The sequence below is a fragment of the Streptomyces sp. NPDC001204 genome, from assembly GCF_053598035.1.
This window is the reverse complement of the sequence record NZ_JBSFJL010000001.1, coordinates 325,011-349,254: the sequence shown is the minus strand read 5'-3', so window position 1 is coordinate 349,254 and position 24,244 is coordinate 325,011. Positions and strand designations below refer to the sequence as shown.

Here is a 24,244-nt window from a genome sequence, read left to right as displayed (position 1 = left end):
GGCGCGGAATCCGGAAACCGGGGGTCGTGGGGTTCGAGCTGGGGCTCGGACACCACGACCCCCGCCGACCGTCGGGAGAGGTGTGATCCACCTCTCCCGCCCCCACCCCACCCCCCCACAGTCCGGGGCGCGAGGGAGCTGCTGAGGAAGTGGCAGCGAGGTAGAGAGGCAGTTATGGGAAGGTACGTGGTCCGCAGGCTGGGCCAGCTCGTCGTGGTCGTGCTCGGCGCGACGATGATTCTGTTCGCCTGCCTGTTCGTGATCCCCGGTGACCCGGTGGGTCAGATCGCCGGCAGCGACAAGGCGCGGGACCCGGCCGTCATCGCCGAGATGCACAAGCAGTACGGGCTCGACAAGCCGCTGGTCGTCCAGTACGGCACCTACGTCGGCAAGCTCGTCACCGGCGACCTCGGCACGGACTACACGCAGAGCCGGCCGGTCACCGAGATCCTGGCCCCCAAGCTCGGGAACACGGCGAAGCTGGCCGTCGCGGCCATCATCATCGACGTCGTCATCGGCATCTCGGTCGGCGTGCTCGCCGCCATGCGCAGATACTCCATCTGGGACGTGTCGGCGACCTTCCTCACGACTCTGGCCATCGGCGTGCCCTCCATCGTGCTCGGCATGATCATGCAGAGCATCTTCGTCATCAAGCTGGGCTGGTTCCCGCTGATCGCCGGCGACAGCTTCGAGGGCATCGTGCTTCCCGCCATCACCCTCGCCATCATCGACGCGGCCCTCGTGGCCCAGCTCGCGCGCAGCACGATGCTGGAGGTGCTGCGCGCCGACTACGTCAAGACGGCCATCGCCAAGGGCCTGCCCCGCCGGACGGTGCTCGCCCGGCACATCATGCGCAACTCGGTCATCCCGGTGATCACCTACCTGGGCATCTCCTTCGGCTCGCTGCTCGGCGGCGCCATCATCACGGAGACGATCTTCAACTGGAACGGCATCGGCCTCGCGCTGATCCAGGCGATCGGGCAGAACAACAACCCCATCATCGTGGGGGTCGTGACGATCGGTGTGGCGGTCTTCGTCGTGCTGAACCTGATCGTCGACCTGCTCTACGCCGCTCTCGACCCGCGCATCCGCCTTGCCTGACCCGCAGGGTCGTTTTCCTCTAGGAGTCACACAATGACCGAACTCGTCTCGGGCACGGGAGAGCCGACGGCGGCCGGCCCCGCCCCTGCGCGCCCGGACGCCGAACCCAGCGTCGCCAGGGTCAGTCAGTGGTCCGACATCCGGCACCGCTTCTTCGCCAACAAGCTGGCCGTGGTGGGCCTGGCGATCATCGTCATCCTCATCCTCGTCGCGATCTTCGCGCCGCTGCTCGCGCCGTACGACCCGCTCAAGCAGAACCTGATGAACACGCTGCAGGCCCCGGGCGGCGATCACCTGCTGGGCACCGACGCCCTCGGGCGCGACCAGCTCTCGCGGCTCATCTACGGCAGCCGCATCGCCATCGTCGTGGGTCTGGCCTCGATCCTCGTGGCCCTCACCATCGGCATCCTGCTGGGCTCCCTGGCCGGTTACTACGGCCGCTGGGTCGACACGGTGATCATGCGCATCGCCGACATCTTCTTCGCCTTCCCGCTGCTGATCGGCGCCATCGTCATCATCCTGGTGATGGGCCGCGGCGTGCTGCCCGTCGTGCTCTCGCTCGGCATCTTCACCTGGGCGACCTTCGCCCGCCTGCTGCGCAGCCAGATCCTCTCGGTGCGCGAGATGGACTACGTGCACGCGGCCAAGGCGCTGGGCGCGAGCCAGGGGCGGATCATCCGCAAGCACATCCTGCCCAACTCGCTGACGTCGGTGCTGGTGTACGGCACCAGCAACGTCGGCATCGCGATCGTGGCGGAGGCGTCGCTGTCGTACCTCGGCGTCGGCGTCGACCCCGAGGTCGCCGAGTGGGGCAACATGATCTCCGCGGGCCGCGGTTTCATGGGCGTCAAGGACTTCATGTGGACGTACCCGAGCCTCGCCATCGTCATTACCGCGCTGGGCTTCATCCTGCTGGGCAACGGCCTGCGCGACGCGCTCGACCCGAAGCTGCGGTGAGGCACCGCCATGAGTCGAACCCCTGTGACCAAGCACGATGAAGGTGACGGCATGACCAGCCTGGAGATGGCCCCCGGCAACACTGGGGCGGACGGGACCGCGCCGCTTCTCGAAGTCCGCGACCTGCACGTGGAGTTCAATGTCCGTGACACCGTGACCAAGGCGGTCAACGGCGTCAACTACAGCGTCAGGGCGGGCGAGACGCTCGCCGTGCTCGGTGAGTCGGGCTCCGGCAAGTCCGTCACCGCGCAGGCGATCATGGGCATTCTGGACAGCCCGCCCGGACGGATCGCCAAGGGCGAGATCTTCTTCCAGGGCCAGGACATCCTGCGCCTGCCGGAGAACGAGCGGCGCAAGCTGCGCGGCGCCAAGATGGCGATGATCTTCCAGGACGCGCTGTCCTCGCTCAACCCGGTGCTGTCGGTGGGCTACCAGCTCGGCGAGATGTTCCGGGCCCACCAGGGCATGTCCAAGAAGGACGCCAAGGTCAAGGCCATCGAGTTGATGGACCGCGTGCGCATCCCGGCCGCCGCCCAGCGCGTCGGCGACTACCCGCACCAGTTCTCCGGCGGTATGCGCCAGCGCATCATGATCGCCATGGCCCTCGCCCTGGAGCCGGACCTGATCATCGCCGACGAGCCGACCACGGCTCTCGACGTGACCGTCCAGGCCCAGGTGATGGACCTCCTCGCGGAGCTTCAGCGCGAGTACAACATGGGCCTGATCCTGATCACCCACGACCTGGGTGTGGTCGCGGACGTCGCCGACAAGATCGCGGTGATGTACGCGGGCCGGATCGTCGAGACCGCGCCGGTGCACGAGCTGTACAAGCGCCCCGCGCACCCGTACACCAAGGGCCTGCTGGACTCGATCCCGCGCCTGGACCACAAGGGCCATGAGCTGTACGCGATCAAGGGTCTGCCCCCCAACCTGCAGGCGATCCCGCCGGGCTGCGCGTTCAACCCGCGCTGCGGCATGGCCCAGGACATCTGCCGCACCGACGCACCGCCGCTGGTGCCGGTGACCGAGCGCGACGGCACGGAGCTGCCCGGCCGCCGCTCCGCATGCCACTTCTGGAAGGAGACGATCCATGGCTGAGCCCACGAAGCTCGCGAAGGACAACGAGCCGCAGGACGACGCCACGCCGAACGTCTCCGATGTGGACACCGTCGACGCGGCCTCCGAGGAGGAGGCGGTCGCGGCGATCGACGCGCCCGTCGAGCGCGGTGAGCCGATCCTCCAGGTCCGCAACCTGGTCAAGCACTTCCCGCTGACCCAGGGCATCCTGTTCAAGAAGCAGATCGGCGCGGTCAAGGCCGTCGACGGCATCTCCTTCGACCTGTACCAGGGCGAGACCCTGGGCATCGTGGGCGAGTCCGGCTGCGGCAAGTCCACCGTCGCCAAGCTGCTGATGAACCTGGAGCAGGCGACCGCGGGCGAGATCTTCTACAAGGGCCAGGACATCACCCGGCTGTCCGGGCGCGCGCTGAAGGCGGTGCGCCGCAACATCCAGATGGTGTTCCAGGACCCGTACACCTCGCTCAACCCCCGTATGACGGTGGGCGACATCATCGGCGAGCCCTTCGACATCCACCCCGAGGTGGCCCCCAAGGGCGACCGGCGCCGCAAGGTGCAGGAGCTGCTGGACGTCGTCGGCCTCAACCCGGAGTACATCAACCGCTATCCGCACCAGTTCTCCGGCGGCCAGCGCCAGCGCATCGGCATCGCCCGCGGCCTCGCGCTCAACCCCGAGGTCATCATCTGCGACGAGCCGGTCTCGGCCCTGGACGTGTCCGTCCAGGCGCAGGTCATCAACCTGATGGAGCGCCTGCAGGACGAGTTCAACCTCTCCTACGTCTTCATCGCGCACGACCTGTCGATCGTCCGGCACATCTCGGACCGCGTGGGCGTGATGTACCTCGGCAAGATGGCCGAGATCGGCACCGACGAGCAGATCTACGACCACCCGACGCACCCCTACACCCAGGCGCTGCTGTCGGCGGTTCCGGTGCCGGACCCCGAGGCCCGCCAGCACCGGGAGCGGATCATCCTGGCCGGCGACGTGCCGTCCCCGGCCAACCCGCCCTCGGGCTGCCGCTTCCGCACCCGCTGCTGGAAGGCCCAGGACAAGTGCGCCGAGGAGGTCCCGCTGCTCGCCGTGCCCGAGCGCTTCAAGGGCTCGGACTCCCCGGCGGCCCACGAGTCGGCCTGCCACTTCGCCGAGGAGAAGGACGTCGTCGGCGCGGCGTGATTCGTTGAGGCACAGAGCCTGACCCCCGACTGGTTCCCGGTACCGCAGGACGGTGCCGGGAACCAGCCGTATGCGCCGGCCGTTTCCTGGGCGGCGGGCAACGTCACGGAGCGCCGGAGAAGGGGAGCCGCTGGGTGACACTGCATCACATCGAGCTCTGGGTGGCCGACCTGGAGCGCGCCCGCGCCTGCTGGGGCTGGCTCCTGGAACGGCTCGGCTGGTCGCCGTACCAGGACTGGCCGGCGGGGGTGAGCTGGCGGTCGGGTGACACCTACCTCGTGATCGAGCGGTCCCCGGCCCTCCGCGGGGCCCGGCACGACCGGCTCCGCCCCGGCCTCAACCACCTGGCGTTCCATGTGCCCACCCGGCACGGGCTCGACGCCCTGGTCACCGAAGCGTCCCGGCACGGCTGGACGCTGATGTTCGCCGACCGTCACCCGTACGCCGGCGGTCCCCGGCACTACGCCGCCTACCTGGAGAACGCCGACGGCTTCGAAGTGGAGCTGGTGGCCCGCCCCGAGCCGGCCGGGGAGCACGCCGACGCCGCGCCGGACGGAGCGGATCCCGCACCGCCCGGCGAGCACCCGTGACGCCGGGCGACGTCCGCGCGCCGGGTGACGTCCGCGTGCCGGGCGGACCGGTTCCCTACTGTCCCCAAGGAGCACCCCATGACGGAGACCGCGGCGGCGAACGCCCTGCCGTACACGGAACTCGACGGCTTCGGCCTGCGCCTGCGGGCCTGGCGCGAGGACGACGTGCCGGCCCTGCTGAAGGGCCTGAACGACGCCGAGTCGCGGCGCTGGTCCGGCGCCCAGCCCATGCCCATGGACGAGGCCGGAGCGCTGGCCTTCATCGCCAGGCGCGCCGCGCTTCTCGAACAGGGCACGTTCGCGCCGTACTGCGTCACCGACGCGGCCACCGGAGAGGTGCTCGGCAGCGTGGAACTCCACAAGATAGAGCCCCGTATGGGCCACGCCGGGGTCGGGTACTGGCTCCTGCCTGAGGCACGCGGCCGCGGCACGATGACCCGGGCCGTCGAGCTGTGCGTCCGCTGGGGCTTCGAACAGCTCGGCCTGCACCGCATCGATCTGGGGCACGCCGTCGGCAACACGGCCTCCTGCCGGGTCGCCGACCGCTGCGGCTTCGTGTACGAGGGCGTGCTGCGCGGCTTTCTGCCCGCCTCGGGTGCGCCCGGCACGTACGACGACACCCACCTCCACGCGCGACTGGCGACGGACCCGTACCCGGCCTTCGCCTGAGCGAGCCGAGGACGCCGAAGACCCGGCCGATGACGTAGTGGGTCCTCCGCGGGCCCTGCCACCCGTCCGGCGGGAGTGCCCGGTGCGGCGACCGCGTGATATGCGGCTTATGTGCTGACATGTCTCAGGTCACCGCATCCCGAGGAGGCACCCATGCGTGGAGTCGCGCGCGCTACCGCGGGAGCGGTGGGGGCCGTGCTCGTCCTCGCCGCCTGCGGGGGCGGGGGCGCGGGCGTCGGCGCCAAGGCGCTGACCGCCTCCTGGGGCGACCCGCAGAACCCGCTGGAACCGTCCAACACCAACGAGGTGCAGGGCGGCAAGGTGCTCGACATGATCTTCCGCGGGCTGAAGCGGTACAACCCGAAGACCGCCAAGGCCGAGAACATGCTCGCCGAGCGCATCGACACCACCGACTCGCGGCACTTCACCATCACCGTCAGGAACGGCCGGCGGTTCAGCAACGGTGAACCAATCACCGCCAGGTCCTTCGTCGACGCCTGGAACTACGGCGCGAGCCTGCGGAACAACCAGAGGAACGCCTACTTCTTCGGCTACATCGAGGGCTACGGCAAGGTCCACCCCGGGAGTGGAAAGCAGAGCGCCGACACCCTCTCCGGGCTGAGGGTCACCGGCCCGCGCACCTTCACCGTCACCCTCGACCAGAAGTTCTCCACCTTCCCCGACACCCTCGGATACGCCGCCTTCGCCCCGCTGCCCCGCGCCTTCTTCACCCACCACGCCGCCTGGCTGGACAAGCCGGTGGGCAACGGCCCGTACACCATCGAGTCGTACACCAAGGGCGCGCAGATGACCCTCAGGAAGTGGGACGGCTACCCCGGTCCGGACAAGGCCCGGAACGACGGCGTGACCCTGGTGGTCTACACCGACAGCAACACCGCGTACACCGACGTGCTGGCCGGCAACCTCGACCTCGTCGACGACATCCCCGCCGGCCAGCTCAAGAACGTGCGGACCGACCTGGCCGGCCGCTACATCAACAGCCCGGCCGGCATCCTGCAGACCCTCGCCTTCCCGTTCTACGACCCGAAGTGGAACACCGCCGGGGCGCGCAAGGTCCGCACCGGCCTGTCCATGGCCATCAACCGCAAGCAGATCACCGAGACCATCTTCCGGAACACCCGCACCCCGGCCACCGACTGGACCTCACCGGTCCTCGGCACGGCCGGCGGCTTCAAGCCGGGCCTGTGCGGCCGTGCCTGCGACTACGACCCCGCCGGGGCCAGGAAGCTGGTCCAGGAGGGCGGCGGACTCCCCGGCGGCCAGGTGAGGATCACGTACAACGCGGACACGGGCTCGCACAAGCAGTGGGTGGACGCCGTGTGCAACTCCATCAACAACGTGCTCGGCAACGACAGGGCGTGCGTCGGCAACCCGGTCGGCACCTTCGCCGACTTCCGCAACCAGATCGGCCGGCACCGCATGACCGGACCCTTCCGGGCCGGCTGGCAGATGGACTACCCGCTGATCCAGAACTTCCTGCAACCGCTGTACTACACGGACGCCTCCTCCAACGACGGCAAGTGGTCCGACAAGCAGTTCGACCACCTCGTCGACCGGGCCAACGCCGAGACCGACAGGCCCCGGGCGATCGGCCTCTTCCAGCAGGCCGAGGGCGTCGTACGGGACAACATGGCCGCCATCCCGCTGTGGTACCAGAACGGCAGCGCCGGCTACTCCGACCGGCTGCACGACGTGGCGCTCAACCCGTTCAGCGTCCCCGTCTACGACGAGATCAAGGTCGGCTGATCCGGCATGGGACGGTATGTCGCCAGGCGGCTGCTCCAGATGATCCCGGTGTTCTTCGGGGCCACCCTGCTGATCTTCCTGATGGTGAACGTGATGGGCGACCCCATCGCCGGACTGTGCGGCGAGCGCGCTTGCGACACCGCGACGGCCGCCCAGCTCAGACGGGAGTTCGGCCTCGACAAACCGCTGTGGCAGCAGTACGCGACCTACATGGGCAACGTCTTCACCGGCGACTTCGGCACCGCGTTCAACGGACAGCCCGTCACACAGCTGATGGCGTCGGCGTTCCCCGTCACCATCCGGCTGACCGTCGTCGCGATCCTCTTCGAGATCGTCGTCGGCATCACCCTGGGCGTGCTGACCGGACTGCGCCGGGGCCGGCCCGTGGACACCTCGGTCCTGGTCCTCACCCTCGTCGTCATCTCCGTCCCCACCTTCGTCACCGGTCTGCTGCTGCAACTGCTCTTCGGCGTCCAGTGGGGCTGGATCAGACCCTCGGTGTCCCCCGCGGCGGCCTTCGGCGAGCTGATCGTGCCCGGCCTGGTCCTCGCCTCCGTCTCCCTCGCCTACGTGACCCGGCTGACCCGTACCTCCATCGCCGAGAACCGGCGCTCGGACTATGTGCGCACGGCCGTCGCCAAGGGACTGCCCCGGCGCCGGGTCGTCGTCCGGCACCTGCTGCGCAACTCCCTGATCCCCGTGGTCACCTTCATCGGCACCGACATCGGCGCGCTGATGGGCGGCGCCATCGTCACCGAGCGCATCTTCAACATCCACGGCGTCGGCTACCAGCTCTACCAGGGCATCCTGCGGCAGAACACCCAGACCGTCGTCGGCTTCGTGACGGTCCTCGTCCTGGTCTTCCTGGTCGCCAACCTGCTCGTGGACCTGCTGTACGCCGTACTCGACCCGAGGATCCGCTATGCCTGAGCAGTCGCAGGAGCCCGAGCGCGTCATCGCCGGGACCGGGATGGGCGGCGCGATGGACCTCGCGGCGAGCGAGGCGACGACGCTGGAGCGGGCGCCGGGCGGGCCGGAGGGCAAGCCCCGGTCCCTGTGGTCCGACGCCTGGCGCGACCTGCGCCGCAACCCCGTCTTCATCCTCTCCGCGCTGGTGATCTGCTTCCTGGTCGTCATCGCGATCCGGCCGTCCCTGATCGCCTCGGGCAACCCGCTCACCTGCGACCTGGCCAGAGCCCAGGACGGTCCCGCGCCCGGCCACCCCTTCGGCTTCGACGGCCAGGGCTGCGACGTCTACACGCGCACCGTCTACGGCACCCGCGCGTCCGTCACGGTCGGCGTGTGCGCCACGCTCGGGGTGGCGCTCTTCGGCTCGGTGCTGGGCGGGATCGCCGGATTCTTCGGCGGCGCCGGGGACGCCGTGCTGTCCCGGACCACCGACATCTTCTTCGCCATCCCCGTCGTCCTCGGCGGTCTCGTCCTGCTGTCCGTCGTGCCGAGCAACACCGTCTGGCCGGTCGTCGGGTTCATCGTGCTGCTCGGCTGGCCGCAGATCGCCCGGATCGCGCGCGGCTCCGTCATCACCGCCAAACAGCTCGACTACGTCCAGGCCGCCCGCGCCCTGGGCGCCTCCAGCTCCCGCATCCTGCTGCGGCACATCGCGCCCAACGCCGTCGCCCCGGTGATCGTCGTCGCCACCATCGCGCTCGGCACGTACATCGCGCTGGAGGCCACCCTGTCCTACCTCGGCGTCGGGCTGAAGCCGCCCAGCGTCTCCTGGGGCATCGACATCTCCGCCGCCTCCCCGTACGTCCGCAACGCCCCGCACGCGCTGCTGTGGCCCGCCGGGGCGCTGGCGATCACGGTCCTGGCGTTCATCATGCTCGGCGACGCGGTGCGCGACGCCCTCGACCCGAAGCTGAGGTGACGGCGCCATGCTGCTCGAAGTCCGTGATCTGCACGTGGAGTTCCGGACCCGGGACGGGGTCGTCCACGCCGTCAACGGAGTCGGCTACGAGGTGGACTCCGGGGAGACGCTCGCCGTCCTCGGGGAGTCCGGCTCCGGCAAGTCCGTGACCGCGCAGGCGGTCATGGGCATCCTCGACGTGCCGCCCGGCCGGATCAGCGGCGGGCGGATCCTCTTCCGCGGCAGGGACCTGCTGCAACTGAAGGAGGACGAGCGGCGGCGGATCCGGGGCGCCGAGATGGCGATGATCTTCCAGGACGCGCTGTCCGCGCTGAACCCGGTGCTGACCGTCGGCGACCAGCTCGGTGAGATGTTCGTCGTGCACCGGGGCATGTCCCGCAAGGACGCGCGCGCCAGGGCCGTGGAGCTGATGGACCGGGTGCGCATCCCGGCGGCACGGCAGCGCGTCCGCGACTACCCGCACCAGTTCTCCGGCGGCATGCGCCAGCGCATCATGATCGCCATGGCGCTGGCCCTGGAACCGGCGCTCATCATCGCCGACGAGCCGACCACGGCTCTCGACGTGACCGTCCAGGCCCAGGTGATGGACCTGCTCGCCGAACTGCGACGCGAGTACCGCATGGGGCTCGTCCTCATCACCCACGACCTGGGCGTGGTCGCCGACGTCGCCGACCGGATCGCGGTGATGTACGCGGGCCGGATCGTGGAGTCGGCGCCGGTGCACGACATCTACAAGGCGCCCGCCCACCCGTACACCAAGGGCCTGCTGGACTCGATCCCGCGCCTGGGGCACAAGGGCCGGGAGCTCTACGCCATCAAGGGCCTGCCGCCCAACCTCCAGGCGATCCCGCCCGGTTGCGCCTTCCACCCGCGCTGCCCCATGGCCCGGGACGTGTGCCGCACGAACGTACCGCCCCTGTACGAGGTCTCCGAAAGCCGCGCGAGCGCCTGCCACTTCTGGAGGGAGTGCCTGGATGGCAGAGCGGACGGCTGAGCGGACGGCCGAGCCGATCCTGGAGGTCAGCGGGCTCGTCAAGTACTACCCGCTCACCCGGGGCGTCCTGTTCAGGAAGCAGATCGGGGCGGTCAAGGCCGTCGACGGCGTCGACTTCACCCTGGCCCGGGGCGAAACGCTCGGCATCGTGGGCGAGTCCGGCTGCGGCAAGTCCACGGTCGCGAAGATGCTGTGCAACCTGGAGCGGCCCACCGCGGGCGAGATCCGCTACCGGGGCGAGGACATCACCCGGCTGTCCGGCCGGGCGCTGAAGGCGGTGCGCCGCAACATCCAGATGGTGTTCCAGGACCCGTACACCTCGCTCAACCCCCGTATGACGGTGGGCGACATCATCGGCGAGCCGTACGAGATCCACCCCGAGGCGGCCCCCAAGGGCGACCGGCGGCGCAGGGTGCGGGAGCTGCTGGATGTCGTCGGCCTCAACCCGGAGTACATCAACCGCTATCCGCACCAGTTCTCCGGCGGCCAGCGCCAGCGCATCGGCATCGCGCGGGGACTGGCCCTGCGTCCCGAGATCATCGTCGCCGACGAGCCGGTCTCCGCGCTCGACGTCTCGGTGCAGGCCCAGGTGATCAACCTGATGGAGCGGCTTCAGGACGAGTTCGACCTGTCCTACGTCTTCATCGCGCACGACCTGTCGATCGTGCGGCACATCTCCGACCGGGTGGGGGTCATGTACCTCGGGCGGATCGTCGAGATCGGCACCGACGAGCAGATCTACGACCATCCGACGCACCCCTACACCCAGGCGCTGCTGTCCGCCGTTCCCGTGCCGGACCCGGGGGCACGGGAACGCCGGGAGCGGATCATCCTCTCGGGAGATGTGCCGTCCCCGACGAACATCCCCTCCGGCTGCCGCTTTCGCACCCGCTGCTGGAAGGCGCGGGAGCGCTGCACGCTGGAGGTGCCGGAGCTGGCGGTGCCCGCGGAGTTCCGGCACGACACCGGGCCGGCGGTGCACCCCTCGGCGTGCCACTACGCGGCGGAGCTCCAGGTGGTGCCGCCGGAGGAGCGGGACACCGGGGGACAGGGCAGCGGCACCAGGGCGCCGTGACCGCGTTCACGGCCCGTACGGGGCCGGGGCGGCGTGTCGCGCGCCCACGGCCCCATGTCCCTGTGCGGTGTCCCGCCGGCGCTCAGCCGAGCCCGAGGGAGCGTTTGAGGAAGTCCACCTGGAGCAGCAGCAGGTTCTCGGCGACCTGCTCCTGCGGAGTCATGTGGGTGACCCCGGACAGCGGCAGCACCTCGTGCGGGCGCCCGTCGGCGAGCAGGGCGGAGGACAGCCGCAGGGCGTGGGCGACCACCACGTTGTCGTCGGCCAGACCGTGCACGATCATCAGCGGCCGGTGCGGCTCGGCGGGCGAGGACAGCCCGTCGTCGGTGACCAGGGAGCTGTGGGCGTACACCCCGGGAGCCTGCTCCGGGTCGCCCAGATACCGCTCGGTGTAGTGGGTGTCGTACAGGCGCCAGTCGCTGACCGGGGCGCCCGCGATGCCCGCGTGGAAGACGTCCGGGCGGCGCAGTACGGCCAGGGCGGCCAGGTAGCCGCCGTAGGACCAGCCGCGGATCGCCACCCGGCCGAGGTCGAGCGGATACGTCTTGGCAAGGTCCCGCAAGGCCTCGATCTGGTCGTCGAGGGTGACCGTGAAGTCGTGGTGGACGGCCTTCTCCCAGGCGGGGGAGCGGCCCGGGGTGCCGCGGCCGTCGGCGACGACCACCGCGAAGCCCTGGTCGGCGAACCACTGGGAGGTGAGGTGCGCGTTGTGCGCGGCCGCCACGCGGGAGCCGTGCGGGCCGCCGTAGGGGTCGAGGAGGACGGGCAGGGGGGCGGAGGCGGCAGTGTCACGGGGGTAGTCCGTAGGCATAAGCACGGCGCACGGGATTCTGCGTGCGCCCCCCTGGGTGAGGGTCACGCGCGGGGACAAACCGGGATCTTCCGCGTGGGAGCGGATGGTGGCCACCGTCCGGCCCTCGCGCACCACCCGCACCCGGGTGCCCGGCCGGTCGAGCGTGGCGGAGACGAGGACGGCCACGCCGCCGGCGCGCACCGCGGTGTGCACACCGGGCTCCTGGCTCACGCGCTCCACACCGAGTTCGTTGACCCGGTAGACGTGCACCTCACCGGTCTCCGGCTCGGCCGCCTCCTCGCCGGCCGAGGCGGAGACCAGCACGTCGTCGTCCGACACGTCCAGCACGGCCCGCACGTGCAACTGCGCTCCCGTGAGCGGTCGTTCACCGACCGCCAGCACCCGCGCGCCGCCCTCGTCGGCGAGCCGCACGAGCTGCCCGGAGGGGGACCAGCACGGTACCCCGGGGAAAAGATCAAGCCAATCTGGATCTTCGTCCGCGTGCACCATACGGGTCGCGCCGGACTCCGGGTCCACCGCCAGGTACAGCTGGCTGCGCTGGTCGCGCGCCTGTACGAGAATCAGTGGCGCCCCTGCCGCTGACCAGTGCGCATGAGCCAGATACGGGTAACGGGACCGGTCCCAGAGGACCTCCGTGCGGGTCCCGTCCAGGCCGAACACGAACAACTGTACGTCCGCGTTGGGGGTGCCGGCGGCCGGGTAGGGGACGCGGCTCGGCTCCCGCCCGGGATGCGCCGGATCGGAGATCCACCACCGTCGCACCGGCGTGTCGTCCACGCGCGCCGCGAGCAGCCGGTCCGACTCCGGCGCCCACCAGAAGCCGCGGGAACGGTGCATCTCCTCGGCCGCGATGAACTCCGCGAGGCCGTAGGCGACGCCCTCGGACTCCGGTTCGGCGAGCGCCCGGTCGCCGTCTCCCTCGGCACCCACCACCCGCAGGGTCCCGTCGGTGACGTAGGCGACGTGCCGTCCGTCGGGGGACGGACGAGGGTCGATCACCGGTCCGGGGACGGGCAGTTCGCGTGCCGTACCCGCTTGCAGCTCGGCCGTGAAAAGCCGCCCTGACAAGGCGAAAGACGCCAGCTCCGCGGCGGTGTCGGTGGCGTAGCCGACGATGCCCGCGCCGCCCTCGCGGCTGCGTTCGCGGCGGGCCCGTTCCTCGGCCGAGAGGTGCTCGGAGGCGCCGCCGAGGAGGGTGCGCGGGTCGGCGGCCATGCGCTCCGTGCCGTCGCCAAGGTCGAGCACCCAAAGGGAGTTGGCCCGGTCGGTGCCGGATCCGGAGCGCAGGAACACCACGCGGGAGGCGTCGGGAGCCACGGTGAACGCGCGCGGCGCGCCGAGCGTGAACCGCTGGGTGCGCGCGTGCCGTCGGGGGAAGGAGACAGGCTCGGTCGTCATGCCATGACCATATTGGCCATGCGCCCCCTTGTGCGGCCGTGCGCCGACCGATGCGCGCGTGCGGATAGTTATGATCGTTAGCGCATAGTGGGTATGAACCTGCTGCCCGCTGTGTGGATTTATCTGACCCTCATAGTCCGACGACCCCCGATACCCCCGACACCCCCCGCGTCCTGGGATCTTTGGAGGTGAACCGCCGTGGCACTCTCGATTTCGGCGGTGGTGCTGCTGGCGATCATCGTCTTCTTGCTGATCAAGAAGTCGGGCCTCAAGGCCGGCCATGCGGTCGTGTGCATGCTCCTGGGCTTCTACCTGGCGTCCTCCACGGTCGCCCCCACGATCAGCGAACTCACGACGAACATCGCGGGGATGATCGGCAACTTCAAGTTCTGAGGTCGTCCGGCGCCCCGCTCGCCCGGCCCCGCCGGGGCCGGGTTCCGGATCGGAACCGGGTTCAGGGTCAGAGGTCGCCGCAGGCGTCCCGTGCCTTCGCCAGTTCCTCCTTCACTTCCTTGCCGAAGCCGAAGGTCTGTGCATGGAGCGTCTGCGCTCGCCGGATGCTCTCGGCGAGCGGTTCGTACCGCTTGTCGCCCGCGGCCGCCGACGCCGAGAGCACACCGGCCGCGGCGAACCGGTTCAACGCGATGTCGCCCTCCGGTCCCTTCGCGCCGTACTTCGACTCGTCGAATCCGCTGAGGGCGCGGCACGCGTCGCGCGCGTCGTCCGCCGGGGCGTTCGCGGTGGACCGGCCGTCATCGCTCAGAGCCCACACCGCGCCCACGGCGCCCCCGCCGACCAGAAGGCCCGCCACAAGCGCGACGACCGGGACGGCACCGGGACGCCGGGAAGACGTGGGTGCCGGTGACGCGGGCGGGACCGGAGCGCTGTACTGCGGCTGCGACGACATGCCCCCCAACTTACGACATGCATATGACAGCTTCGCCGGGACTCCGGCGGCCCGCGCCGGGGGCGGGGCCCGGCCCCTCGTAGGGTTGACCCCATGACGGAACGGGCCGCTCGGCGGCTGATGCTGGTGCACGCGCATCCCGACGACGAGTCGATCAACAACGGCGCGACCATGGCGCGGTACGCGGCCGAGGGCGCCCTGGTGACGCTGGTGACCTGCACGCTCGGGGAGCTGGGCGAGGTCATCCCGGAGGAGCTGCGGCACCTGGAGGGGTCGGCCGGGCTCGGGGCGTACCGGCGGCAGGAGCTGGCCGCGGCCATGCGGGAGCTCGGAGTCGAGGACTTCCGGCTGCTCGGCGGGGCCGGGCGGTACCGGGACTCCGGGATGATGGGGCTCGCCGACAACGACGACCCGGACTGCCTGTGGCAGGCCGGCCTCGACAGCGCCGCCGAGCACCTCGTCGCCGTGATCCGGGAGGTGCGCCCGCAGGTCCTCGTCACCTACGACGACAACGGCGGCTACGGCCACCCCGACCACATCCAGGCCCACCGGATCGCGATGCGCGCCGCCGACCTGGCCGCCGATCCCGCCGTACGCCCCGACCTCGGCGAGCCCTGGCGGATCGCCAAGGTGTACTGGAACCGCGTCCCGCGTCCGGTCGCCGAGGCCGCCTTCGCACGGCTGAGGGACGACCTGCCGGGGCTGCCGTTCGACGAGCCGGCGGCGATCGGCGACGTTCCCGGAGTCGTCGGCGACGAGCGCGTCACCACGGCGGTCGACGGCAGCGCCCACGCCGCCGCCAAGGTCGCCGCGATGGCCGCGCACGCCACCCAGATCGAGATGGCCGAGCCGTACTTCGCCCTGTCCAACCAGCTCGCCCAGCCGGTCTTCACCACCGAGTTCTACGAGCTGGTGCGCGGGGAACCCGGAGCCGGGAAGGGGGAGCGGGAGACCGACCTGTTCGCCGGGGTCGATCTGTTCGCCGGGGCCGAGAAGGAGGCTTCATGAGTTCAGGGGGAGGGGGTCCGATGCTCGCGCAGCCCCTCAAGCCGCCCTCCGCGGGGCGGGCCGCCGCGTATCTCGGGCTCTTCCTGCTCGGCGCGGTGGTCGCGGTCGCGGGCGCCCTGGTGCAGGCCGCCTGGTTCCCCGGCGGGCTGCTGCTCGCGCTCGCGGGCGCCGCCGGGCTGTTCCTGGGCGGGGCGCGGGCCGCGCGCAGCCGGGGCGGGGCCGTGGCGGGCGCGGCCGGCTGGATCATCACCGTGTTCGTGCTCACCTCCAGCCGCCCCGAAGGCGACTTCTTCTTCGCGGCCGAGAGCGGCTCCTATCTCTTTCTGCTCGGCGGCATGGCCGTTGCTGTGATCTGCGCCACCCTCGCGCCGGGGCGGCAACGGCACGACCGCGACGCCCGACTTGGCAAGTGACGTACCACTTCTTCCCGTGGGGCCGGTGCGTGTCCTGTGGGGGTTTACCCAGCGGTCCTGGGATAAGGGCCCGGAGTGGCCAGTATGGTGGTGCGCGCGCCGCCGAGCCGCCCGCACTGAGGTCGTAACGTGCGGCGGAGCCAATCGGGAGAACCTGCCTTGAGTCGTGAAACTGACACTCCGTCGTCCGGGCCCAACGGGCACGGCGGAGCCGCCTACCCCTCGGGGACCCCGCCGTACGGAATCCCGGCGGTCTCCGACGACCGTGCGGACGCGGGCCGTTCGGCCACGCAGCCCGAGGAACGCAAGACGGAGACCACGCTGACGACCCGGATCCGGATCAACATCCCCGGATCCCGGCCGATCCCGCCGGTCGTCGTGCGTACGCCCGTCTCCTCGGAGGGATCCGAGAACAGCGCCCAGGACACCGGCGGCGAGGCCCAGCAGCCGCCCGCGCCGGCGCCCGAGGCCGCCGTCGAGCCGCCCGCCGAACCCGCGGCACCGGCCGAGGAGAAGGTGACCAGCGACTGGTTCGCGCCCCGCAAGCCCCAGGCGAACAAAGGCGGTCAGGGCGGCGGCTCCACCAACGGCGAGGGAATGCCGGGCGGTTCGGGCGCACCCGCGGCGAACGGTTCGGGAACCTCCGTGCCCGGGCCCTCGGGCGCCGGCTCCTCCGTTCCGGGCTCTTCCGGCGGGGCCCGCCCCGGAGGCGTGGTCGGCTCCATGAACGTGCCCGGCGCGGCCAACGGCTCCCGCCCCGGCTCCACCAACGGCGCCGGGCTGCCCGGGGTCACCGGCGGCCCCGTCGCCCCCGGCCACGGCGGCGGCACCGGGTCCTTCGACGTCACCGATGCGCTGGCCGCGGGCCCGCTCTCCGGCGGCCCCCGCCCCGGCGACGAGCCGCGCCGCGAGGACCTTGCGTACTTCTCCGACAACGGGCCCGGCGGACGCGACGGCCAAAGCGGCCCGAGCGGCACCGGCGGCCTGGGCGGTCCGGGCACCCCCCGCGTGCCGGGCGGCCCGCAGGGCCCCACGGGCCCGACGGGCGGCCCCGTCACCGGCGACGGACCGCTGCGGCCGCCCGGGGTCGGCGCACCCGCGGGTCCCGCCGCGGGCGCGGGACACCCGGCCGGTGCACACGGCGCGCACATGGCGCGCTCCGGCGGCGTTCTGAGCGACGACACCGCGGTCCTCACCCCGCAGCAGCAGGTTCCGGCGCCTGGCACCCCCGGTTACGGCGCCCGGCCGGACAACGTCTCCGGGAACACCGTCACCAGCGGCATGCCCGTGATCCAGCCCGGCCCCGACTCGCCGTTCGGGCCGGAGGCCGACTGGAGCGGGCCGCAGGCGCACATGCCGCCGGGGCTGTCCGAGCCGGCCCCGCAGAGCGCCGCCGCGGCCCCCGCCGCGCCCAAGGCCAAGAAGAAGGGCCGCAACAAGCTCGTCCTGCTCTGCGGTGCCGTGATCGTCGTCGCCGGTGTCGCCTACGGCACCGGGCTGCTGATGAACCACTCCGACGTGCCCAAGGGCACCACCGTGCTCGGCGTCGACATCGGCGGCGGCACCCGCGACGACGCGGTCAAGAAGCTCGACGACGCCTTCGGCGGCCGGGTGAACCAGCCGCTGAAGCTGTCGGTCGAGGGCAGGAACGTCACCCTCAAGCCCGACCAGGCCGGGCTCCAGTTCGACACCCAGGCCACAGCCAGCTCGGCCGCGACGAGCGACTACAACCCCGTGTCGGTGATCGGCTCGCTGTTCGGCAACCACCGGGTGATCGAACCGCGGATGCCGGTCGACGAGGAGAAGCTCCAGGTCGCCCTGCAGAGCGTCTCGGGCGGCGACGGGTCGATGACCGAGGGCGGCATCAAGTTCCAGTCCGGCAAGGCCGTCGCCGTCTACGGCAAGCCGGGCAAGGGCATCGACGTCGGCGGCTCGACCCGGCTGGTCCAGCAGGCGTACCGCACGCAGGTGGAGACGGGCACGGCCACGCCGGCCCAGCTGCCCACGATCACCCGGCAGCCGACGGTCCCGAACGCCGAGGTCGACCGGATGATGAAGGAGTTCGCGGAGCCCGCGATGTCCGGCAACGTCATCGCGAGGACGGACGCCACGCACTTCATCGAGTTCAGCCCGCAGAACTCCCTGTGGAAGTTCCTCGGGGTGAAGGCCGTGAACGGCAAGCTCGTCGACAGCCCCGACCTGAAGGCGCTCAAGGAGCTCTACGGGCATGCCTTCGACGGCGTGCTGATCACCCGGGGCACCGGGAAGAAGACTGCCGTCACCGCCCAGGACGTATATGTCGCTTTGCGGCAGGCCCTGCTGAGCAAGAGCAGCCGGGACGCCACCATCGACACGAACCCGAGCTGATCGAGCGCGACCCAGAGGGGGCACCCAGCTGACAGAGGGTGTCCCCTCGTTGTATGCAACTGATCGTTCGGGGTGTCAACGAGCCCTGCCTTAAACAGAGTTGCGATTTGCAAGGCAGTGATGATGTGATCTTGCTCTTGCAAGGTCAGCATGGTCAACAATCCGACTCGGACAGGAATCTGCATGCACTTGCCCCGGTCGGTGTGACCGGCACGGCGAACAACTGTGTTTCGGCGGTCGGCGAAATCTGGTGGGACGGTACTAGCTATTCCATAGATACCGGAACACGGGGATGCTGAACAACGAGGACTGAGAAGAGGCCGTCACGGTCAGGGGTGCCCGGAACCCGCCGGGTGCCCTCTTCTGCTGCAGGGGCCGTATGACATCTGTCATCCGCCAGTCAGGACCCGCGACACTGCCCGGCATCCCTGCCCGTCCGCCAGCATGGCGGCCATGACGACAACAGCGGAGCGAGCCGGCGCCGCCACGGTGGTGGGGTTCGACCAGGTGACCAAGAGTTACGGGGACGTACGGGCCGTGGACGGGCTGACCCTCGCCCTGCGTCCGGGCGAGACCGTGGCCCTGCTCGGCCCGAACGGCGCCGGCAAGTCGACCACCCTCGACCTGCTGCTCGGCCTCCGGCAGCCCGACAGCGGCGCCGTCAGCGTCTTCGGCACCAGTCCGCGCGAGGCGATCGTCGCCGGGCGCGTGGGCGCCATGCTGCAGAGCGGCGGGCTGATGGAGGACGTCACCGTCGCCGAACTGGTGCGGCTCGCCTGCGACCTGCACCCCAAGCGGTACAAGACCGCCGACGTGCTGGCCCGGGCCGGCATCTCCCAGATCGCCGACCGCAAGGTGAACAAGCTCTCCGGCGGGCAGGCCCAGCGCGTCCGCTTCGCCCTGGCCACCGCCGGCGACAGCGACCTCATCGTGCTGGACGAGCCGACCACCGGCATGGACGTCTCCGCCCGCCAGGCCTTCTGGGCCACCATGCGCGAACAGGCCGACCAGGGCCGCGCGGTCCTGTTCGCCACGCACTACCTGGAGGAGGCCGACGCCATCGCCGACCGGGTGCTGGTGCTGCACCGGGGACGGCTGTTGGCCGACGGCACGGCCGCCGAGATCAAGGCGAAGGCGGGGGCGCGACGCGTCTCCTTCGACCTCGAGGGCCCCATCGACGAGGCCGCCGTGCGCGATCTGCCCTTCCTGACCTCGATGAGCGTGAGCGGCCAGACCGTCCGCATCCAGTCCTCCGACGCCGACGCGACCGTGCACGCCCTGTACGGGCTCGGCGTCTACCCCCGCAACCTCGAAGTCGCCGGGCTCGGGCTCGAGCAGGCCTTCGTCGCCATCACCGAGGCCGAGGAGGCCAGGCAGTCGTGAACAGTCTGATCCGGCTGGAGCTCGCCCGCGCCCTGCGCAACCGCAAGTTCCTGTTCTTCTCGGTGCTCTACCCCTCGATCCTCTTCCTGATCATCGCGGGCAAGGCGGACGGCGTCACCAAGGTCGACGGCACCGGCCTGACCGTCCCGACGTACATGATGGTCTCCATGGCCTCCTTCGGCGCGCTCACCGCCGTGCTCATGGGCAACAGCGAGCGCATCGCCAAGGAGCGCGAGAGCGGCTGGGTACGGCAGCTGCGCCTCACCCCCCTGCCCGGGCGCGGCTACGTCCTCGCCAAGACCGCCGGCGCCGCCGTGGTCAGCCTGCCGTCCATCGTCGTCGTCTTCGTGGTCGCCGCGGCCGTCAAGCAGGTCCGCCTGGAGGCCTGGCAGTGGCTCGCCCTCACCGGCGCGATCTGGGCCGGCAGCCTGGTCTTCGCCGCGCTCGGCGTCGCCATCGGCTACCTCGCCACCGGGGACGCGGTCCGCCCGATCACGATGATCATCTACTTCGGTCTGTCCATGCTCGGCGGTCTGTGGATGCCCTCGACCAGCTTCCCGCGGTGGCTTCAGGACATCGCCGAGTGGCTGCCCACGCACGCGTACGCTGCACTGGGGCGGGCGATCGAGGAGAGCCAGGCCCCGCACGCGAAGGACATCGCCATCCTCGTCGTCTTCTTCGCCCTGTTCGCGGGCGGCGCGGCCTGGCTGTACCGGAAGGACACGCTGAAGGCGTGAGCGCCGTGACGGAAGACGCGCGGCCCGGCGAAGCCCGGGCGGACCGGCTGATGCGCATGGGGGAACCGCCCCGGAACGGGGGCGAGGCGCTGCGCAAACTGGTGTGGATCCTGCCCTGGCTGATCTTCCTCAGCTCGCCGGTGCACGACCTGGTCTCGGGCGCCCACACGGCCGTCGCCAGCGCGGCCGGCTGGGCGGGCCTCGTGGCCTTCACCGGGACCTATCTGGCGCTGGTCTACCGGAACATGGGCCGGCCGTTCTCCGGGGCGGTCGTCGGCTGGCTCGTCGCCGCGCTCGGCGCGCTCTCCGTCGTGCTGTGCCTGACCCTCGGCTCGCCGTGGATCGGCCTGTTCGTGTACGTCTCCGTGGCCTGCGGCGCGACGAACCCGCTGCGGATCGCCTACTGGACGATCCCGCTGACCACGGCCGTGATGCTGCTCGTCGCCCGGCACACGGGCGCCGAGGGCGAGTGGACCCTGTTCCTGCTGGTGATGCTCGTCGGCTTCGCGATGACCGGCGTACGGCAACTCGTGCGCACCACGGTCGACCTGCGCAAGGCCCGCGCCACCGTGGCCCAGCTCGCCGCCAACGAGGAGCGGCTGCGGCTCGCCCGCGACCTGCACGACCTGCTCGGCCACTCGCTCTCGCTGATCACGCTGAAGAGCGAGCTGGCCTGCCGGATGCTGCCGGACCACCCCGACAAGGCGGCCCAGCAGGTCGCCGACATCGAACAGGTCAGCCGCCAGGCCCTGGTCGACGTCCGGGAGGCCGTCACCGGCTACCGCCGCCTCCGCCTGCACGCCGAACTGGCGGGCGCCCAGGTGGCACTGACCGCCGCCGACGTCGCCGCCGACGTGCCCGCCGAGCCCGACCTGCACGACGTCCCCGAGGAGAGCGAGTCCGCGCTCGCCTGGGCGCTGCGCGAGGCGATCACCAACGTCGTACGGCACAGCGGCGCGACCCGGTGCACCGTCGACCTGGTGCGCCGCCAGACCCTGGACGGGCCGTTCCTGGAACTGTGCGTCGAGGACAACGGCTCGGGCGGCTCCGGCAGCGTGGGCAAGGGCCCCGGCAACGGTCTGACGGGCCTGGCCGAGCGCCTGGAGAAGACGGGCGGGCAACTGGAGGCGGCGCGCGCGGGGCGGGGCTTCCGGCTCGTCGCCCGGGTGCCTCTCGCCTCCCCGGCGGACGTAGGATCCCCGGCATGAGCCGAACGATCAAGGTCCTCCTGGCCGAGGACCAGTCGATGGTCCGCGAGGCACTGGCCGCCCTGCTCGGCCTCGAGGAGGACATCGAGGTCGTCGCCCAGGTGGCGCGCGGGGACGAGGTCGTGGCGGCGGCGCACGCCCACGGCGTCGACGTGGCCCTGCTCGACATCGAGATGCCCGGCTGCACCGGCATCGAGGCGGCCGCCCGGCTCCACAAGGAACTGCCCGCGGTGAAACTGGTCGTACTCACCACCTTCGGCCGCCCCGGCTATCTGCGCAACGCCATGGAGGCGGGCGCGGACGCGTTCCTGGTCAAGGACGCCCCGGCCGCGCAACTCGCCGCGGCGGTACGGAAGGTGCTCGGCGGCGAGCGGGTCATCGACCCCACGCTGGCCGCGGCGGCGCTGGCCGAGGGCGCCAACCCGCTGACCGACCGGGAGCGCGAGGTCCTGCGCGCCGCGGCCGACGGCTCCACCAACGCCGAGCTGGCCGCGGCCCTCCACCTGTCCCAGGGCACGGTCCGCAACTACCTGTCGACCGCGATCCAGAAACTCGCGGTGCGCAACAGGACGGAGGCGGTGCGCATCGCACGGGAGAAGGGCTGGCTGTAGCAGCGCGCGCCGGGTACGTCGGGCGGCCGCGCGAGCGCCCCCGGCCCGGCTTCAGTTCAGCAGGGCCCGCGCGGCCCGCGCCTGCCCCCGCACCTGCTCGGCCGCGGGCTCGTCCACCGCGCCCAGCACATCGGCGTACGACTCCAGCTCCCGGGCCCCGCCCACGAAGTCCCCGCGCTGCACCAGCAACTGCGCCCGCTCGTAACGCAGCCGCGCCGGATGCGACGGCAGCAGCAGCGACAGCTCCACCGCCCACAGCGCCACGTCCGACCGCTCGGGCCGTATGGCCGCCCAGGCCCGGATGTTGTTCAGGATCCGGGACACGACCTCCGAGGGAGAGGCGGGCACCAGCATCGACGGGTGGAGCGGCGCGCCCGTCGCCCCGACCACCAGCAGTTCGGCGTCCGCCCCCGTGAGCACCCGGCCGCCGTCGAACGGGTCCGCGAGCACCTGTTCCCCGGCCTCCCCGAACCCCACGACGAAGTGCCCGGGCAGCGCGACCCCGTACACCGGCGCCCCGGCCCGCCGCGCGACCTCCATCCACACCACCGACAGCAGGATGGGCAGCCCGCGCCGCCGCACCAGCACCTCGTGCAACAGGGACGACTCCAGTCGCTGGTAGTCCGCCGCCGAGCCGTGGAAGCCGTACCGCTCGCCGAGCAGTTCGCACAGGGCCCGCGCCCAGTCCCGCGGCCCGCCCGGCCGGTACGGCAGCTGTCCCGCGAGCCGGTCCAGCTCCAGCTGCGCCGCGTCCATGCCGGCCTCGTCCAGCGTCCCGTCGGCCGCCGCGCCCACCAGCAGGCACAGCGTCGCGAGGTCCGGCCGCTCGGACCGCACCTCCTCGCCGAACCACCGGCGCACCGCGGCAGACCGTTCCGGAGACGGCGGATGCAGGGGACGCATAGCAGGCTCGTGCCCTTTCACGACGATCCCTACGACGGACGAGCGCCGGAGTTTCGCGGGGGTCCCGACGGGAGCCCCGGCGCGGGCTCCGCCCGTGACGGCCGCGGGTGGCCGCAGTCGCCGGATTCCGGTGCGCGGTAGTGGTGGTACGCGTGGTGCGCGCCGAAGCCCATTCCGGCGTACAGCGCCCGCGCCGCGGCGTTGCCGCTCTCGACCTGGAGCCAGGCCGCCGACGCGCCCTCGTCGAGGGCCCTGCGGGCGAGCGCGGCGAGCACGGTGGTGGCGAGCCCCCGTCGCCGCAGCGCCGGATCCACCTCGACGGCGGCGAAGGACGCCCAGCGGCCGTCGACGACGCACCGTCCGATCGCCGCGGGGACACCGCCCTCACCGGGCACCGTCGCGAACCACACCGACGGCCCGCTGCCGAGCACCTTCAGGGCCACCTCGCTCACCCCCTTGCGCTGGTACCGCGCAAGCCACGCCTCGTCGGCCGTGCGGGACAGCACGACCCCGGAGCCCTCGGCCCGGTCGGCGACCGGCGCGAGCGCCCCGATCCACAGCTCGGCGGTCACCTCGCGCACCCAGCCCCGCCGTTCCAGCTCCGCGCACAGCAGTTCCTGAGTGCCGTCGGCGCCGGTGGCCGTCTGGATGTACGCGGGCAGGCCGCGCTCGCCGTACCAGCGTCGTACGGCGGCCAGGGCCGCGTCGAGCGGAAGTCCGGGATCGCCGAGCGGCAGCACCGAATTGGCGCGGCGGGTGAAGCCCGCCCGTCGCCCGGCCACCGCCCCCCGTCGGCGCGCTTCGCGCGGCACCTGCTCGACTGCCGCCCGGAGTTCCCACTCGCCCAACGGCTCGCTCTCTACCGGCCGCCAGGCCCGCGCCGCCGCGCGTGCGAGCTCCTCGTACGTGGCCGCCGGGCCCCGCCTCCGGGCCGGTGCGGCCGGTACGACCTTGCCCGCGACCAGGGAGGACTCCGCGATCCGCACGGTCTCGCCACTCTTTCGTGTGATCAGCAGCACACCGTGGTCCCATGATGTGAGAACTCCGACCGTGTCGGTGAACTTCTCACCCGGCGCGCCAGGTTCGCTCAAGCGCCGTATTGAGACCCGTTTGCCCACGTCAGCAGCGGTGATTCGGACCTCGAGGCGTCCTGAAGCCGATATTTCCACAGGTCTGTTCACCCCTCCTGTTCGGATCATGCCC

General features: G+C 71.3%; 24 protein-coding genes. 20 read left to right on the top strand and 4 right to left on the bottom strand.

What is annotated here, in order from left to right; all coding sequences use genetic code 11:
• The first annotated feature begins 174 nt into the window (after positions 1 to 174).
• The 11 genes from ACWC91_RS01605 to ACWC91_RS01555 all read left to right on the top strand — a co-directional run bounded on the left by ACWC91_RS01605 (position 175) and on the right by ACWC91_RS01555 (position 11,292).
• Entirely contained in the window at positions 175 to 1,101 is a 927-nt protein-coding gene (locus ACWC91_RS01605) for an ABC transporter permease (protein ID WP_225075415.1), read from the top strand.
• Positions 1,102 to 1,134: 33 nt separating this feature from the next.
• Positions 1,135 to 2,058, top strand: coding sequence for an ABC transporter permease (locus ACWC91_RS01600; protein WP_225075416.1), 924 nt, complete (start codon positions 1,135 to 1,137; stop codon positions 2,056 to 2,058).
• Between the two features lie 51 nt (positions 2,059 to 2,109).
• Positions 2,110 to 3,156 carry an ABC transporter ATP-binding protein gene (locus ACWC91_RS01595; protein ID WP_225075417.1) on the top strand — a complete coding sequence of 349 codons (1,047 nt, stop codon included), beginning with the start codon at positions 2,110 to 2,112 and terminating at the stop codon, positions 3,154 to 3,156.
• The gene (locus ACWC91_RS01590) at positions 3,149 to 4,309 is read left to right on the top strand and encodes an ABC transporter ATP-binding protein (protein ID WP_225075418.1); all 1,161 of its coding nucleotides are present in this window, start codon (positions 3,149 to 3,151) and stop codon (positions 4,307 to 4,309) included. Before ACWC91_RS01595 ends, ACWC91_RS01590 begins: the two co-directional genes overlap by 8 nt.
• Positions 4,310 to 4,443: 134 nt before the next feature.
• Positions 4,444 to 4,899 carry a VOC family protein gene (locus tag ACWC91_RS01585; protein ID WP_281154976.1) on the top strand — a complete coding sequence of 152 codons (456 nt, stop codon included), beginning with the start codon at positions 4,444 to 4,446 and terminating at the stop codon, positions 4,897 to 4,899.
• A gap of 78 nt (positions 4,900 to 4,977) precedes the next feature.
• Entirely contained in the window at positions 4,978 to 5,568 is a 591-nt protein-coding gene (locus tag ACWC91_RS01580; RefSeq protein ID WP_141358733.1) for a GNAT family N-acetyltransferase, read from the top strand.
• 153 nt (positions 5,569 to 5,721) lie between these two features.
• Positions 5,722 to 7,335, top strand: a complete 1,614-nt coding sequence (locus ACWC91_RS01575; protein ID WP_450643555.1) for a peptide ABC transporter substrate-binding protein — start codon at positions 5,722 to 5,724, stop codon at positions 7,333 to 7,335.
• Between the two features lie 6 nt (positions 7,336 to 7,341).
• Complete coding sequence (locus ACWC91_RS01570; protein ID WP_225075421.1) at positions 7,342 to 8,265, top strand: ABC transporter permease; 924 nt, start codon at positions 7,342 to 7,344, stop codon at positions 8,263 to 8,265.
• Positions 8,258 to 9,223: an ABC transporter permease gene (locus tag ACWC91_RS01565; protein WP_225075422.1), complete on the top strand. Its 966-nt coding sequence runs from the start codon at positions 8,258 to 8,260 to the stop codon at positions 9,221 to 9,223. The genes ACWC91_RS01570 and ACWC91_RS01565 overlap by 8 nt, the downstream gene beginning before the upstream one ends.
• Positions 9,224 to 9,230: 7 nt before the next feature.
• Positions 9,231 to 10,217, top strand: a complete 987-nt coding sequence (locus ACWC91_RS01560; RefSeq protein WP_450643554.1) for an ABC transporter ATP-binding protein — start codon at positions 9,231 to 9,233, stop codon at positions 10,215 to 10,217.
• The gene (locus ACWC91_RS01555) at positions 10,198 to 11,292 is read left to right on the top strand and encodes an ABC transporter ATP-binding protein (RefSeq protein WP_450643553.1); all 1,095 of its coding nucleotides are present in this window, start codon (positions 10,198 to 10,200) and stop codon (positions 11,290 to 11,292) included. The genes ACWC91_RS01560 and ACWC91_RS01555 overlap by 20 nt, the downstream gene beginning before the upstream one ends.
• 82 nt (positions 11,293 to 11,374) lie before the next feature.
• Here ACWC91_RS01555 and ACWC91_RS01550 read toward each other — a convergent pair whose 3' ends face one another.
• Positions 11,375 to 13,504 carry a S9 family peptidase gene (locus ACWC91_RS01550; protein ID WP_376501515.1) on the bottom strand — a complete coding sequence of 710 codons (2,130 nt, stop codon included), beginning with the start codon at positions 13,502 to 13,504 and terminating at the stop codon, positions 11,375 to 11,377.
• A 198-nt stretch (positions 13,505 to 13,702) separates the two neighbouring features.
• Between ACWC91_RS01550 and ACWC91_RS01545 the strand changes: the two genes are divergently transcribed.
• Positions 13,703 to 13,897 (top strand): hypothetical protein, encoded by a 195-nt coding sequence (locus ACWC91_RS01545; protein ID WP_030419064.1) that lies wholly within the window; start codon positions 13,703 to 13,705, stop codon positions 13,895 to 13,897.
• A 67-nt stretch (positions 13,898 to 13,964) separates the two neighbouring features.
• On the opposite strand, the gene ACWC91_RS01540 is transcribed toward ACWC91_RS01545, so the two are convergent.
• Positions 13,965 to 14,411, bottom strand: a complete 447-nt coding sequence (locus ACWC91_RS01540) for a hypothetical protein (RefSeq protein ID WP_225075425.1) — start codon at positions 14,409 to 14,411, stop codon at positions 13,965 to 13,967.
• 93 nt (positions 14,412 to 14,504) lie between these two features.
• Here ACWC91_RS01540 and mshB point away from each other — a divergent pair, with 93 nt between their 5' ends.
• From mshB to ACWC91_RS01500, 8 genes are all read left to right on the top strand, one after another.
• A complete protein-coding gene (gene mshB / locus ACWC91_RS01535; RefSeq protein ID WP_376501517.1) occupies positions 14,505 to 15,419 on the top strand; it encodes an N-acetyl-1-D-myo-inositol-2-amino-2-deoxy-alpha-D-glucopyranoside deacetylase in 915 nt (304 codons plus the stop codon).
• On the top strand, positions 15,416 to 15,832 hold the full coding sequence (locus tag ACWC91_RS01530; RefSeq protein WP_376501518.1) for a DUF6113 family protein: 417 nt from the start codon (positions 15,416 to 15,418) through the stop codon (positions 15,830 to 15,832). Before mshB ends, ACWC91_RS01530 begins: the two co-directional genes overlap by 4 nt.
• 159 nt (positions 15,833 to 15,991) lie before the next feature.
• Complete coding sequence (locus tag ACWC91_RS01525) at positions 15,992 to 18,199, top strand: hypothetical protein (RefSeq protein WP_450725755.1); 2,208 nt, start codon at positions 15,992 to 15,994, stop codon at positions 18,197 to 18,199.
• A gap of 53 nt (positions 18,200 to 18,252) precedes the next feature.
• Positions 18,253 to 18,498: a hypothetical protein gene (locus ACWC91_RS01520; RefSeq protein WP_450644155.1), complete on the top strand. Its 246-nt coding sequence runs from the start codon at positions 18,253 to 18,255 to the stop codon at positions 18,496 to 18,498.
• Between the two features lie 154 nt (positions 18,499 to 18,652).
• Positions 18,653 to 19,582 (top strand): ABC transporter ATP-binding protein, encoded by a 930-nt coding sequence (locus ACWC91_RS01515; protein ID WP_225075429.1) that lies wholly within the window; start codon positions 18,653 to 18,655, stop codon positions 19,580 to 19,582.
• Positions 19,579 to 20,319: an ABC transporter permease gene (locus tag ACWC91_RS01510; protein WP_225075430.1), complete on the top strand. Its 741-nt coding sequence runs from the start codon at positions 19,579 to 19,581 to the stop codon at positions 20,317 to 20,319. The genes ACWC91_RS01515 and ACWC91_RS01510 overlap by 4 nt, the downstream gene beginning before the upstream one ends.
• The gene (locus tag ACWC91_RS01505) at positions 20,316 to 21,527 is read left to right on the top strand and encodes a sensor histidine kinase (protein ID WP_450644158.1); all 1,212 of its coding nucleotides are present in this window, start codon (positions 20,316 to 20,318) and stop codon (positions 21,525 to 21,527) included. Before ACWC91_RS01510 ends, ACWC91_RS01505 begins: the two co-directional genes overlap by 4 nt.
• Positions 21,524 to 22,138: a response regulator transcription factor gene (locus ACWC91_RS01500; RefSeq protein WP_450644160.1), complete on the top strand. Its 615-nt coding sequence runs from the start codon at positions 21,524 to 21,526 to the stop codon at positions 22,136 to 22,138. The genes ACWC91_RS01505 and ACWC91_RS01500 overlap by 4 nt, the downstream gene beginning before the upstream one ends.
• A gap of 51 nt (positions 22,139 to 22,189) precedes the next feature.
• Here ACWC91_RS01500 and ACWC91_RS01495 read toward each other — a convergent pair whose 3' ends face one another.
• Entirely contained in the window at positions 22,190 to 23,041 is an 852-nt protein-coding gene (locus ACWC91_RS01495; RefSeq protein ID WP_225075432.1) for a transglutaminase family protein, read from the bottom strand.
• Between the two features lie 29 nt (positions 23,042 to 23,070).
• Positions 23,071 to 24,210, bottom strand: coding sequence for a GNAT family N-acetyltransferase (locus ACWC91_RS01490; RefSeq protein ID WP_225075647.1), 1,140 nt, complete (start codon positions 24,208 to 24,210; stop codon positions 23,071 to 23,073).
• Between the last annotated feature and the right edge of the window lie 34 nt (positions 24,211 to 24,244).

Coding starts and splice junctions, on each gene's coding strand:
- ACWC91_RS01565 (WP_225075422.1), top strand. CDS start 8,258: ATGCCTGAGCAGTCGCAGGAGCCCGAGCGCGTCATCGCCGGGACCGGG.
- ACWC91_RS01550 (WP_376501515.1), bottom strand. CDS start 13,504: ATGACGACCGAGCCTGTCTCCTTCCCCCGACGGCACGCGCGCACCCAG.
- ACWC91_RS01595 (WP_225075417.1), top strand. CDS start 2,110: ATGACCAGCCTGGAGATGGCCCCCGGCAACACTGGGGCGGACGGGACC.
- ACWC91_RS01580 (WP_141358733.1), top strand. CDS start 4,978: ATGACGGAGACCGCGGCGGCGAACGCCCTGCCGTACACGGAACTCGAC.
- ACWC91_RS01570 (WP_225075421.1), top strand. CDS start 7,342: ATGGGACGGTATGTCGCCAGGCGGCTGCTCCAGATGATCCCGGTGTTC.
- ACWC91_RS01515 (WP_225075429.1), top strand. CDS start 18,653: ATGACGACAACAGCGGAGCGAGCCGGCGCCGCCACGGTGGTGGGGTTC.
- ACWC91_RS01540 (WP_225075425.1), bottom strand. CDS start 14,411: ATGTCGTCGCAGCCGCAGTACAGCGCTCCGGTCCCGCCCGCGTCACCG.
- ACWC91_RS01600 (WP_225075416.1), top strand. CDS start 1,135: ATGACCGAACTCGTCTCGGGCACGGGAGAGCCGACGGCGGCCGGCCCC.
- ACWC91_RS01555 (WP_450643553.1), top strand. CDS start 10,198: ATGGCAGAGCGGACGGCTGAGCGGACGGCCGAGCCGATCCTGGAGGTC.
- mshB (WP_376501517.1), top strand. CDS start 14,505: ATGACGGAACGGGCCGCTCGGCGGCTGATGCTGGTGCACGCGCATCCC.
- ACWC91_RS01500 (WP_450644160.1), top strand. CDS start 21,524: ATGAGCCGAACGATCAAGGTCCTCCTGGCCGAGGACCAGTCGATGGTC.
- ACWC91_RS01495 (WP_225075432.1), bottom strand. CDS start 23,041: ATGCGTCCCCTGCATCCGCCGTCTCCGGAACGGTCTGCCGCGGTGCGC.
- ACWC91_RS01560 (WP_450643554.1), top strand. CDS start 9,231: ATGCTGCTCGAAGTCCGTGATCTGCACGTGGAGTTCCGGACCCGGGAC.
- ACWC91_RS01590 (WP_225075418.1), top strand. CDS start 3,149: ATGGCTGAGCCCACGAAGCTCGCGAAGGACAACGAGCCGCAGGACGAC.
- ACWC91_RS01605 (WP_225075415.1), top strand. CDS start 175: ATGGGAAGGTACGTGGTCCGCAGGCTGGGCCAGCTCGTCGTGGTCGTG.
- ACWC91_RS01530 (WP_376501518.1), top strand. CDS start 15,416: ATGAGTTCAGGGGGAGGGGGTCCGATGCTCGCGCAGCCCCTCAAGCCG.
- ACWC91_RS01520 (WP_450644155.1), top strand. CDS start 18,253: ATGCAACTGATCGTTCGGGGTGTCAACGAGCCCTGCCTTAAACAGAGT.
- ACWC91_RS01575 (WP_450643555.1), top strand. CDS start 5,722: ATGCGTGGAGTCGCGCGCGCTACCGCGGGAGCGGTGGGGGCCGTGCTC.